The sequence below is a fragment of the Streptococcus sp. 3613 genome (assembly GCF_013277375.1).
Lineage (GTDB): Bacteria > Bacillota > Bacilli > Lactobacillales > Streptococcaceae > Streptococcus > Streptococcus pseudopneumoniae.
On sequence record NZ_VMMV01000055.1, the window covers coordinates 22,744 to 35,373 of the forward strand.

At 34.4% G+C, this 12,630-nt stretch carries 11 protein-coding genes and 3 pseudogenes; all 14 read right to left on the reverse strand.

Annotated features, from left to right (window positions below; genetic code table 11):
* Nucleotides 1–4: 4 nt before the first annotated feature.
* The 14 genes and pseudogenes from HT708_RS07155 to HT708_RS07210 all read right to left on the reverse strand — a co-directional run bounded on the left by HT708_RS07155 (nucleotide 5) and on the right by HT708_RS07210 (nucleotide 12,534).
* Nucleotides 5–586, reverse strand: a complete 582-nt coding sequence (locus HT708_RS07155) for a hypothetical protein (RefSeq protein ID WP_172926192.1) — start codon at nucleotides 584–586, stop codon at nucleotides 5–7.
* 33 nt (nucleotides 587–619) lie between these two features.
* Nucleotides 620–1,096: a V-type ATP synthase subunit K gene (locus tag HT708_RS07160; protein ID WP_000400484.1), complete on the reverse strand. Its 477-nt coding sequence runs from the start codon at nucleotides 1,094–1,096 to the stop codon at nucleotides 620–622.
* A gap of 15 nt (nucleotides 1,097–1,111) precedes the next feature.
* Nucleotides 1,112–3,103: a V-type ATP synthase subunit I gene (locus HT708_RS07165; RefSeq protein ID WP_172926193.1), complete on the reverse strand. Its 1,992-nt coding sequence runs from the start codon at nucleotides 3,101–3,103 to the stop codon at nucleotides 1,112–1,114.
* On the reverse strand, nucleotides 3,093–3,416 hold the full coding sequence (locus HT708_RS07170; RefSeq protein ID WP_023935724.1) for a hypothetical protein: 324 nt from the start codon (nucleotides 3,414–3,416) through the stop codon (nucleotides 3,093–3,095). The genes HT708_RS07165 and HT708_RS07170 overlap by 11 nt, the downstream gene beginning before the upstream one ends.
* A 24-nt stretch (nucleotides 3,417–3,440) precedes the next feature.
* A pseudogene (locus tag HT708_RS07175) lies at nucleotides 3,441–4,188 on the reverse strand (ROK family protein).
* Between the two features lie 102 nt (nucleotides 4,189–4,290).
* Nucleotides 4,291–5,082, reverse strand: a pseudogene (locus HT708_RS07180) (IS5 family transposase).
* 109 nt (nucleotides 5,083–5,191) lie between these two features.
* A complete protein-coding gene (locus tag HT708_RS07185; RefSeq protein WP_172926194.1) occupies nucleotides 5,192–6,301 on the reverse strand; it encodes a Gfo/Idh/MocA family oxidoreductase in 1,110 nt (369 codons plus the stop codon).
* A gap of 39 nt (nucleotides 6,302–6,340) precedes the next feature.
* Nucleotides 6,341–6,634: a hypothetical protein gene (locus HT708_RS11855; protein WP_023935720.1), complete on the reverse strand. Its 294-nt coding sequence runs from the start codon at nucleotides 6,632–6,634 to the stop codon at nucleotides 6,341–6,343.
* Entirely contained in the window at nucleotides 6,635–7,183 is a 549-nt protein-coding gene (locus HT708_RS11860; RefSeq protein ID WP_023935718.1) for an exo-alpha-sialidase, read from the reverse strand.
* A 156-nt stretch (nucleotides 7,184–7,339) separates the two neighbouring features.
* Nucleotides 7,340–8,173 carry a sialidase domain-containing protein gene (locus HT708_RS11865; RefSeq protein ID WP_226372468.1) on the reverse strand — a complete coding sequence of 278 codons (834 nt, stop codon included), beginning with the start codon at nucleotides 8,171–8,173 and terminating at the stop codon, nucleotides 7,340–7,342.
* A gap of 389 nt (nucleotides 8,174–8,562) precedes the next feature.
* Nucleotides 8,563–9,019: pseudogene (locus tag HT708_RS07195) on the reverse strand (YhcH/YjgK/YiaL family protein).
* Nucleotides 9,020–9,037: 18 nt separating this feature from the next.
* Entirely contained in the window at nucleotides 9,038–10,579 is a 1,542-nt protein-coding gene (locus HT708_RS07200) for a sodium:solute symporter (RefSeq protein ID WP_172926195.1), read from the reverse strand.
* Nucleotides 10,580–10,610: 31 nt separating this feature from the next.
* Nucleotides 10,611–11,528, reverse strand: a complete 918-nt coding sequence (locus tag HT708_RS07205; protein WP_023935714.1) for an N-acetylneuraminate lyase — start codon at nucleotides 11,526–11,528, stop codon at nucleotides 10,611–10,613.
* Between the two features lie 82 nt (nucleotides 11,529–11,610).
* Nucleotides 11,611–12,534: a cyclically-permuted mutarotase family protein gene (locus HT708_RS07210; protein WP_023935712.1), complete on the reverse strand. Its 924-nt coding sequence runs from the start codon at nucleotides 12,532–12,534 to the stop codon at nucleotides 11,611–11,613.
* Between the last annotated feature and the right edge of the window lie 96 nt (nucleotides 12,535–12,630).

Here is a 12,630-nt window from a genome sequence, read left to right on the forward strand (position 1 = left end):
ATCCTTAATTGATAAAAATTTGATTTGCGATACTTGAACTTTCTTCCTTAGAAATCGATCCAATTAATGTTTTATACAAATAGTTATCATCAATTTTACCTATTGAAATAAGTAAGCCTGATTCATTTGAGATAGGCTGTTCACTAAATAAATGATTTGGAAAAGAGAATTTCAATTTCTCTAATTGTTCCAAATTGAATTTAGCTAAAGTCCGCTCCCCAAAAGTTACTATGACCTCTTGTTGTGAATATCGTTCCAGAATTCGATAGATGAACTCCATTTCTTTATCTGCACTCCAAGATTCCATTTCTATTAAAGCAGATTGAAAAAGTTCTTTTAATATTTTCTGTTTTGATACTAACGTTGATTGGCGTTCCTTATTTTTTAATTGTTGAAAAATTATTTGATATTTCTGTTGTAATTCTTTTAACTTTCGTTCATGTTCAGCTTCTTTTTTCTTTACAATGACCAACTTTTGCATTTCAAATTCATCATCAATCTTCTTTTTGGAATCCAATAATTTCATACGCCCTTTTTCATGAACTTGTTCAATAACAGACTCTCGTAAGTTTTCTAAATTGCTCATTTAGACTCCTCCTTTGAATAGCAAATTAATTTCTTATACACGAAGGGTCAAAATGAATGATACGACAAAGGCAAGAATTGCATAGGTTTCTACCATGGCAGCCAAAATTGCTCCCTTCATGAATTCTTTTGGTCTTTTAGCCAATATTTGCATTCCCGCTACTGCTACATTTCCTTGATGCTTAGCCGAAAAGTATCCTACAATAGCAATTGGAAGAGCTACAAAGAAATAAGCAACGCCTTTTTCTAAAGGAAGTTCTGGAGTTAATTGCAACCAAATCAAAATTCCAATAACAAAACCATATAATCCTTGTGTTCCGGGCAGTAGTTGCAATATCAAAGCTGAGGCAAATTTTTCTGGCTGTTCTTTCAGTAAAGCTGCGGCAGATTGCCCAGCCTTACCAACTCCATAAGCAGACCCCATACCGCTTAATCCAACCGCCAATACAATTCCCAATGCAGCAAAGAAAGCTCCTCCATAGGTTGAAAAATAAGTTGCTAAATGTTCCATTATATATATCCTCCATTAATTCTTTGTAATAACCTTAATATATTTCTCAGAAGCCTTCAAAGGTTGAAATGGTTTTCCTCCACCCTCATAAAACTTACCAAAAAATTCAACAAATATCAGACGTGCTCCATGAACATATCCTGATAGTAACGATAGAAAAATATTGATCGCATGTAAAAGAATGAATAATACTAATCCAATTGTCAGTTTAGCCAATGTCCCCGGAAACAAACCAACAATTAAATTGAAAGCTGATGCTATACTTGCTCCAGATAATCCTAATGCCATCAATCGAGTGAAACTAACTAAATCACCTATATAAGATGAAATGTTATATAGATTAAACAATCCTGCTCCAATACCTGACAAGCTTTTGGCTTGAATAATAGAAACAATCAAAATCCCCACAGCATTAAAAATAGATACCCATTTCCCTAATACAAATAACGGTCTCATATCAGGCATCAACATTCCGACAGCAATAAATAACAAGCCAAGCAGAATAACACACCACGCAAATCCTGAATTATATGCTTCTGCATATTTCTTCATTCTTACTTTTTGTAGTCCTGAAGCTAACAAACCTACAAATACTGTAATAAATCCAAACACAACTGACACTACTAATATAGTCATGACATCCGAGGTTGTAGATATCAGATGAAATGGCAACTCATATCCAAAAAATGAGCCATAGATTCCACCCCAAATTGCAACGGCTACCCCTAATATATTAAAGAATTTTAAAAATCTCTTAGTCGCTGAAGGTAGATGAAAATTTTTTAATGCTAACATTGTTCCTAAAAACAATAGTAAACCATAGCCTAAATCAGCAACCATCATTCCAAAAAATGTAAAGTAAAATGGTGCTAATACAGGTGTAGGATCTTTCTCATAATATTTGGGCAGAGCATACATTTCTGTCAATAATTCAAATGGTTCAATTAAAGAATGATTCGTTAATTTGATAGGTATTTCATCTTGATTATCCGTCAATGTTTCAGATTCATAAATATAAATAGAATGTCCAAAACGCTCATCCATAACTTTTATAAAATATAAAATACGGGTTTCTTCTATCCATCCTTCTAATGCAACTAGATGCGGAGTGCTCAAAAGATTATTCTTAGAGATTTGACGAGCATAGATAGATAAAATATAGTCTATTTGCCATTGTAAATCTATCAAATTTTTCTTTGAATCTTGCAACGATGCGATAATATTCTCTTTTTCAGTTATTAACTGCATGTTTTTTTGATCCAAATCTACTACTCGCTGCTTCGGTAATTCCTTTCTAGAATAATCAAATGGTTCAAATAAGTATTCATCAAAATCAATAGAGCAACTGGACTGATAGAAAACAACAACACCGTACTCTCTATCATTAGAAAATATTTCTTGAACTTCAACATTGTTTTCTAAAAAACTATTGTATAAGCGATTATCTACAGTCCTTGGAATTGTTCCGACTTTTCCTTTACAGAAAGAGAATTGTTCTAAATACGCAGGAATAATTTCTAATTTTTCCCACTTTATTAATCTCTCTATTTCCTCATTATTACTTTGAATGTGTCTTTCTAATTCATGAACTCTGTTTATTTGATGATTCACTTTTTTAAGAACACCCTCAGCAACATTAGCTTTACCAAATTTTTCTAATTCTTCATAAAAGGTTGTTATCGGAGGTTGCTGTAATAACTTAAACGTGTTTTCTTTCGGTAGGTATTCTTGTAATTTCTCTACAGTTGCTTCCAAATGTTGTTGTTTATTCATCAAATAAGTCAAGGCATCATTTCCTTCAATAACCCCATGATTGGAATTAGAAGTATGAGAAATTTGAATAGTTGGAAATACAACCTCATCTTTTTCTAGAGCTTCTGGCCAGTTATCCTGAACCTTTAAATCACGGAACTGCACTGACTCTAGTTCTTGAATAGTTTTTAAAACATCATCAAGACTACTCTTAGTAAATAGTAGAGAAATTCTTTTCATCTGACTAATAGCCATATTTTTCTACCACCCTACCAATAATTTTTTCTACAAATTCTCCTCTCCTACTTGATGAAATATACTGAATCTTTGCATCATTTTCCTTGATTGTTTTATTAACCTCATCAATGAGGTTCTGTTGTTTCATTTCTAAATTGCTTTCTATTGAAATTAATTCTTCGTGACTTTTTTCATCATAACTTTTTTCTAGTTTTTCCAATTCTTCTTGGGAGACAGCTTTATACGTATAAATCTCATTATCATATGATTTTATAATATCGGTTGCAACATTCTCAATATCTTGCATTGTCGAAAATACAGAGCTAGTCATTGTGACACCTCCTTATCTTTTACACTATTTATTAGAAACTCTATCTAAGAAATTTTTTACAGCTCCTATACGACCAGCTTCATTTCCTAATGTAGCTGCCACAACATTTTTAGGCAAAAACCTATTATCCATTGCATTTTTAGCTAAAGAACTTTGAATTTCAGGTAACAAAATATCCTTTTTAGCCAGAATCCCACCTCCTAATATGAGAATTTCTGTATTAAGTAGATAAGAAATCGTTAATAAACCTTTTGTTAGATTTTCTACAAAAATTTCAAAAGTTTCTTTAGCGACTTTATCTCCAAATCTTAAATCCGTTAACAATTTGTTCATTGACAATAATACTGCCTCCTATACCTGTTCCAATAGTAACCATTACTACATTTTTCTTATCTTTGGCTTGTCCCTTCCACAATTCACCTAATTCAGCACAATTAACATCATTTTCAACAAAAGTAGACAACCCAAAACGTTTTTCTATTTCGGAAGTAAAGTTTACTCCGATATACCCTGGTATTGTATAGCCTGCATAGATGATTTCTCCTGTATTAGCATTAACAACTCCAGCAGTGGAAATCCCAACACCATCAATTGAATAATTTAAAATATACTCACCAATTAAATCACAGACCTGATTTAATATCTGGTTCGTTCCCAAATCATAGTCAATAATTGTTTCTATCTCTTTGAACTGATTTAAACTCGTTCCAAAATCATCGTATAAATCTGCCTTAATTGTTGTTCCGCCAATATCGATCCCTATAATCTTCATTTCATCACTCCCACATTTTTGATCTCATTACTTTTTGATAAAAAATGGGACTGGGCATTATCCCAGTCCCATCTCTATTTCTTTATTAGACTTCCTGCAAAACTAGAATCCTAGTTCATGATTGATAATGCCAGCAATCAAATTCATTCGTAATCCGAAGCGTTTACAATGATTTCGATAGGTTGTTGAAAACATTTTAAACGTTTTTACTTTGGCAAACATATTCTCAACCTTGATTCTCTCCTTAGATAGCGCATGGTTACAGGCTTTATCTTCAGCTGTTAGCGGCTTGAGTTTGCTGGATTTACGTGGAGTTTGCGCTTGAGGATATAGCTTCATGAGCCCTTGATAACCACTGTCAGCCAAGATTTTACCAGCTTGTCCGATATTTCTGCGACTCATTTTGAACAACTTCATATCATGATAATAGTTCACAGCGATATCCAAAGAAACAATTCTCCCTTGACTTGTGACAATCGCTTGAGCCTTCATAGCGTGGCATTTCTTTTTACCAGAATCATTCGCTAATTGTTTTTTAGGGCGATGGATTTTTACTTCCGTCGCATCAATCATTACCGTGTCCTCAGCACTAAGGTGAGTTCTTGAAAGCGTAAAACCACTTTGAACAAGAGTTACTTCAACCCATTGGCTCCGACGGATTAAGTTGCTTTCGTGGATAGCAAAATCAGCCGCAATTTGTTCATAAGTTCGATATTCTCGCACATATTGAAGAGTGGCCATAAGAAGGTCTTCTAGGCTTAATTTAGGTTTTTATCCATCTTTTGCGTGTTTAATTTTTAATACAGCTAACATCTCTTCAAAAGTCGTGCGCTGAACACCAACAAGACGATTAAATTGTGCATCATTTAGTTGTTTACTTGCTTCATAATTCATAGAACTATTATACCATATTTTGTTTCGCAGGAAGTCTATTCAATAAGTTGTATCACAGAACTTTAGAAATTATATAATGACAAGAATTTACTATTCTGTTTTACAATAGTTAAGCATTTGTGATTTCTGAAAGACTTACTTTTCGATCTTCTTTAACTGATAAAGTACATGCATCAGCGGTAGCGATTGATTCTAAAGCAGCTACACCATTGAGAAGTTTTTCATATTCTTCTGTAATTTCTCCACCTTTAATGATGTCATGTAGATATTCCATTTCTTTATCAATACATGTTTGTAACCATAATGGGCAACGTACTCCTGGTTTACCGTACGCAATTGCTCCATCCATACCACGACCGATATAGATAGCTGTACGATCATCATCTTCCTCTTGAGTTTCATGAACTAAGAAGTGTGATTCTCCTTCACCTTTAACACGAAGAGTACCTCCAGTATTGAACAAGTCAAGTTTGATAGCTCCTTCAGTTCCTTGAATCAAGACGTAGTGTTCACCCCAAAGGAAAGCATTACCATATTCCAAAACAGCATAACGATCATCAGAGTATTCTAAGTTGACAATGAGCATATCATCTTCATCACCAAAGTTTTCACCTTTATGATATACATTGCCTCCTACCATTGTCGCTTTTTCAGGAAGTCCTCCCATGATGAACTGAATGCAATCTAATTCATGAATATGGTGGTACAAATGTCCTCCAGATTGAGAACGAAGTTTCTTCCATGATACAGTTGGTTGTTGTTCTTCCCAACCTGTACGAGCGGCATGGCAATAAAGAACTTTACCGATTTTACCTTGAGTAATCAATTCTTTAGCATGGTGTACACCATTAAAGAAGTTCATGATGTGACCAGCCATAAAGATAACATTATTTTCTTTACATGCGTCAACCATGGCTTTACAATCTTCATAAGACAATGCAATTGGCTTTTCACAAAATACGTGTTTGCCATGTTGAGCAGCTTTCACAACAGGTTCACGGTGAAGATAGCTAGGTGAAGCTACGATCACACAATCAATATCTTCACGTGCTACAAGTTCATCTAAACTTGCACAAACATCTGATCCCAACTCTTGAGCAACTTCTTCTCCATGATTTGGGTCAAATACCGCAACCACTTTTGCATCTTCAATTTTGTTCATTGAGCGAGCCAAATCAGCTCCAAAATATCCAGCTCCAACAATACCGTAATTTACCATAATTTTTATCCTATTTCTATATATTTTTAAATTTCAGATTTAATTCTTTTTCAAATCTTCAATCTTAAATGTTATATATGGTACAACATTTTTCATATGAAGTTCATTACGAGACCATGAATCAAATTTTTCAAACATCAATCCAATTTCATGATTTGGTAACTCTGTCAATGTTGAATATGAGTATCCATAGTTACTATAATCAACGTCGTGATGATAACGCCAATCAATTGTATTATCATCATTAATTAGACCAATCCAAATTTGCCCGTGTTTACGACCATTTGTGGAGTTTGGAGTACTTAAAATGACAGCCTTTTCACCATCAATCAATTAACTATAATTGATGATTGATAATTGTGTTCCATAACTTGGATTTGAAACAAATTTCAAATATTCCGGTGCACTCCAAGTAGTACCTGCGTCTGTACTTGTTAAATATGCAATTTTACCATTATTTGTACGCATGTATGCTTGAATTACTCCTGGACTCAATTCTACAAATTGTGCTTCTGCTGACCAACTAGGAGGAAGTGGCACAATTTTAACTTTCCAAGATGCTCCATTATCGTCACTATAAATGAACGCAGACTCTTTACCAGTGTAAGACGGAATAAGAATACGTCCAGTTGAGCTTTCAATGATTCCACGTCCAGGACCCAAATAAGGCGCATTCCGATTAAGTCCCATTATAGGAGGTAATAAAGTTGGTGCAGACCAAGATTCGCCATGATCATTGCTAGAAATATATGCAATACAGTTCGTTGGCACTACTTTGAATAATGCATCTTTGTAGAAGATATTCATATGGACGTGAGTCCCATTACGATATTCAGTCTTTTTATTATTTTTAAATGAAACCGAATATTTCTCTACTGTCAAATAATTACCATTTTGTTTAATACCGAAATTTTTATCTACTGAAAATTCAGTTGGTCTGTTGGTACGATCGTCGTATACAGTACCATTCTCACGAATAGTATAATTCTAATCAGTATCACCTTGTTTCTTTAATTTAAGGTAATAATTACCATCAATTTATTTATAACCTGAATCTTTTCTAGTAGCTTCTCTAAAACTTACTCCAGCAGGCATCACATCAGCAAACATGAGTACTTGTTTGTTATTTTTTTCAACAATAACAGAGTCAATATAGGTTGCACCACCGCTGATTTGTAAGTCACGTCCACCAACATCACGAGGCCATTCTAATGGTACTGGCGCAAAATCATCGAATGCCAATGTTAATTTTGGTTTAGTCCATGTCTTACCATTATCATCACTATAACTTGTAGCAATATTAATTTTATTCAAAAAATCATGAGTTCCGCCGTAACGAGCGTCAATGCTTGAAAATACCCGACCATTGCTAAAAGTATACAGAACTGGAATACGGAAATAGTTAGAACCTGTTGTATCATTAGCCGTATAAATTAAATGTCCAGTAACAACGTTTGTTGTCATCTTTTTAACAGTTTCTTCATCCAATGCACTATTAAAGAATTTGATATTTTCTAGTGTTCCGTTAAAACCAAACGCCGTTTTTCCTGCACGTTTCACTCCCCCAAGCATATAGTAATCAATGCCTTTAATATCCTTTATGTTTAAGAAGTTATCCACTTTCTTTTCTACTACTTTTGTGCCATTTGCATATAAAGAATATGTTTTTTTGACTAAATCTGCTACTACTGCAACAGTGTTAGTCACAGCTTCTTGTTTGTACTTACCCCAAACTGAAGCAGGTCTGGATACTAGGTGATTTTTATTGGAAGAAGTATCACGCGCTTCCATCCCCAATTCACCATTGTCTCTAAGGAACACATCTACATAACTATTTTGTTGACCGGGTTTAGAATTAGATATTCCAAACAGAGCTTGTAAGCCTTTCTCACTAGACTAATTGTACTTAATCACTACAGCAAAGTCACCGCTAGTAAATTTATCCTTTAACTCATTAGTAACATTTTCTCCTCCCCCTGTTAAAGTAACATTATTTTTTTCTAAGACAGGAGTTTCTTCCGTTGCAGAAGATGGATCCTTAACAGTAGTTTCGACTGTTCGAGGTTGTACAGTAACTTCCGAAGAGTTACCCGATTTAGGTGTACTTCCGAAATCGGAGTCGTTGGTGCAACAAGTTGCACCAACTCTGGTGTTGATACTTCAGAAGTTTCAGTCTCCTAAGCTGCAACTGAGTTAGCAACAAATGCTGATAATACCACTACAGTACCTAAGGTTACATATTGTTTAATATTTTTTTCATTTTATTTTTCCTCGTTTAAAACTTTGATAACAAGTTTTTTAACAGGCTCATCATTGCAATGAATCTTTGGTTGGTGAAGATCTTCTTCAAAAGTCACCAACATATTCCCTGGAAGCAATTCAACAATTTGATAGTCTTTGCTATCGTAAAAAGCAATATCCTTTTCTTCGCTAAAAGGTACACGTGACTGGGCACGAACTGGGGAAGTTACTGCCATTTTTTCAGTATTTTCAACAACAATATGAATATCTAAAGATTTCTTATGAGTTTCAAAAATATCTCCTGGAACTCCATCAGCTAGATAAATCATACAATTTGCAAAAACATTTCCCCATCAATATCAATTTTCCATCAACTAAATCTGTCAAATTTGTATTTTCTAAAAAATCACAGACTTTTGAAAAATGTTTATTGACAGAAGCATATCGTCTAAAATCAGATTGTTCAGAAATAATCATATTATTTTCTCTTTTCTATTAGTGACGAACTTCCCAACTTGAATCCGCTTTAATTTCTGGAATATCATGAATCGTTGTATATTTAGGTGCAGATACTTTATTTCCAGTAAGAACAGATACAATATAACCTGAAACTACTGATGCAGAGATTGAAATCAATGAATATGCCCAGTAGCTAACAGCTGTTGGAGGAAGGAAGTATTTAATAAATACCATGACGATAGTTGATACAATCAGCGCTGCATAAGCACCTTGTTTATTTGCTTTTTTAGAAACAAAACCAAGAATAAATACACCACCAAGTAGACCAAGTACAAGTCCCATGAAACTATTGAACCATTCGTATGCAGATTTAATATCTGAATGAGCCATGATAATGGAAACAACAATTGAGAATAAACCTACTGCTAGAGATACGAATTGTGCAATTTTCGTACGACGATCCTCTGACATATTTTTAGAAATGACATCTTGAATATCCAATGTCCATGAAGTTGCAACAGAGTTCAAACCTGTTGAAACAGTTGATTGAGCTGCTGCATAAATCGCTGCCAAGATCAAACCTGTGACACCTACTGGTAACTGGTATGCAATAAAGTACATAAAGATTTGGTCTTGAGGGATATTGCTAGCTGCACTACCTGCATTTTGTACTTGATAGAATACGTACAAGCCTGTACCGATTAAGTAAAAGACTGTTGCAATTGCAAGTGACAAGACACCATTTGTGAACAACATTTTATTAAGTTTCTTAATATTTTGTGTTGTAGTAAAACGTTGAACCAAATCTTGAGATGAAGCATAGGAAGACAAGATTGTAAAGCCTGAACCCATCACAATTAAGAAGATGGAGTTTGAAAGCAAGTTAGGATCGAAAAGTTTTTCATTTGCAGCAAGGAATTTCCCGTTTGCTAATGTTTCTGCTACTGCACCAAAGCCACCTTTAATATTAGCCATCAGTACAAATAAAGCTACAACGACACCACTAATCAGAACCACACCTTGAATAAAGTCTGTCCATAATACGGATTTTAGACCACCAGTATAAGAATAAACAATTGCAATTGCACCCATCAAAGTAATCAAAATATTGATGTCAATTCCTGTCAATACTGATAAACCAGCTGATGGGAGGTACATAATGATAGACATACGTCCCAATTGATAAATAATAAACAAGAGTGCTGAAATAATACGAAGTGCTTTAGAATTAAAGCGTTTATCCAAGTAATCATATGCCGTATCGATGTCTATCCGTGCAAAAATAGGTAAGATAAAACGAATTGTCAGTGGAATAGCTACAACCATCCCTAATTGAGCAAACCATAAAATCCAGCTACCTGCATAAGAGTTACCAGCGAGTCCCAAGAAGGAAACCGGACTGAGCATTGTGGCAAAAATGGATACCGAAGTAACATACCAAGGAACCGAACCATCTCCTTTAAAGAACTCTTTTCCTTTCATCTCTTTTTTAGAGAAATAGATACCTGCAACCAACACCGCAAGTAAATAAACAATCAAGATAATTAAGTCAATTATTGTAAATCCTGTTGTGCCCATAACATATCTCCATATTGATTTTATTTAGGTACTATAAAAATTCTTTTCGTGCTTGTTGAATAAGTTCGGCTGCTTGTTTTGCAACTTCCAAGTCACCTTCTGCCAATGCTTCTAAGGGTTGACGAACGGAACCTAAATCAAGTTTTTCATTTAGACGCAAAACCTCTTTTGCTACAGCATACATATTTGCCTTACCTGATATCATCTTATAGATAACTTCATTGATAGCATATTGAAGTTTTTTAGCAGTATCTAAATCTCGTTCTTGAATCAAACTTTCCAATTTCAAGAACAAATCTGGCATAACGCCATAAGTACCACCAATACCAGCTTCTGCTCCCATCAAGCGACCACCAAGATATTGTTCATCTGGACCATTGAATACAATGTAATCTTCTCCACCTGCAGCTACAAACATTTGAATATCTTGTACAGGCATAGAAGAATTTTTAACTCCAATCACACGAGGATTTTGACGCATTGTTGCATACAAACTACCAGTCAACGCAACCCCTGCCAATTGTGGAATATTATAAATGATAAAATCTGTATTTGGCGCAGCTTCACTCATTGCATTCCAATATTCTGCGATTGAATATTCTGGCAATTTGAAGTAAATAGGTGGGATAGCTGCAATAGCATCGACTCCAACACTTTCTGAATGTTTTGCCAATTCAATACTATCTTTCGTATTATTACATGCAACATGGTTAATAACTGTTAATTTACCTTTAGCAACTTCCATAACAGCTTCAATAATTTGTTTACGGTCTTCTACACTTTGGTAAATACATTCACCTGAAGAACCATTTACATAGATACCTTTTACACCTTTGTCAATGAAATATTGCACCAGAGATTTTACACGTTCTTGGCTAATTTCACCATTTTCTTCATAGCAAGCATAAAATGCAGGGATAACGCCTTTGTACTTAGTTAAATCTTTCATTAGATTTCTCCTTTATTTGTATTAAGTAATTATTTATTGTGATTAAGTAAGCATTGCAGAAATTAAAAATTTAAACTCTTCGTTATTTTTCCTCCTCTAACAAAAGTATATCAGAAGTGCGTCTTCCTGGGCTACATTCCCCACTAACAACGTAATATCCATTGTCAGCTTTTAGAAAACCTGCCCCACAAAGAGCAAAACGCTCATCGTTTGCAACAATCTTGACCTTACCTGTCTCTAAATCTAGTATTCGCAAGCTGCGATTCCAATTAAAGAAATCTCTTCCTTTAGAAAAGTATTCTTCCCTATAGCCAGGGGCTGCTAAATCAATAACTGCTTTATTATAAACAATTTCATTAAAGCCACCAAGCATCAATAAAACGTTTTCATTTATTTGTATACTTGATGCTCCTAGAACTGAACTTGGTAATCCGAACTCAAGTTTTTCCCACTTATCTTTTTTAAAAATATACTTGTATCCATCTAAATAAGCTTTATTGTTCGCTCCACCTAAATAATACAATTCATTTTGATATTTGACTGATAAACCTTGACCTCTACCAGAAACTGGGAAGTCGGATTTTTTTAAAAGCTCTCGAGTCTCAATATTGAACAGATAACTTTCCTGAAATCCAAAGAATAAGTGGCCATCAAAATAACAACCATAACCACTCTCTAGTTGGAAATCAAAATCCCCGAGACAGATTTCTTCTACACTTTCACCAATTGTAATACGATAAATACTTGAACCTAGAATATAAAAGATTTCATTTTCAACTTCAATTGTAATTCCTTTATCTGGAGAAATTTTTCCATCTTGTTCATATAGAAGATTAAATTTCTCATCATAAACTCTAATTTTATTAGATTGGACTTTTGGACTCTTTAACGGATCGTTATTTGGGAAATAACTACCCCCATATACTAAAATTCTATTGTTAATCCGTCTACAAATCATCCCAGCTAGTCCTGGTGACTCTATATGATTTATAACATCAATTTTCACATTACACCTCTTCTCTAGCATGCTATTTCAATCCTGCTACAAAGCGTTCTGTAATCTCTTTTGGTCTAGTAATAGCACCACCAACAACGATGCCTC

Coding starts and splice junctions, on each gene's coding strand:
- HT708_RS07170 (WP_023935724.1), bottom strand. CDS start 3,416: ATGACTAGCTCTGTATTTTCGACAATGCAAGATATTGAGAATGTTGCA.
- HT708_RS07200 (WP_172926195.1), bottom strand. CDS start 10,579: ATGGGCACAACAGGATTTACAATAATTGACTTAATTATCTTGATTGTT.
- HT708_RS07185 (WP_172926194.1), bottom strand. CDS start 6,301: ATGGTAAATTACGGTATTGTTGGAGCTGGATATTTTGGAGCTGATTTG.
- HT708_RS07165 (WP_172926193.1), bottom strand. CDS start 3,103: ATGGCTATTAGTCAGATGAAAAGAATTTCTCTACTATTTACTAAGAGT.
- HT708_RS07155 (WP_172926192.1), bottom strand. CDS start 586: ATGAGCAATTTAGAAAACTTACGAGAGTCTGTTATTGAACAAGTTCAT.
- HT708_RS07205 (WP_023935714.1), bottom strand. CDS start 11,528: ATGAAAGATTTAACTAAGTACAAAGGCGTTATCCCTGCATTTTATGCT.
- HT708_RS07160 (WP_000400484.1), bottom strand. CDS start 1,096: ATGGAACATTTAGCAACTTATTTTTCAACCTATGGAGGAGCTTTCTTT.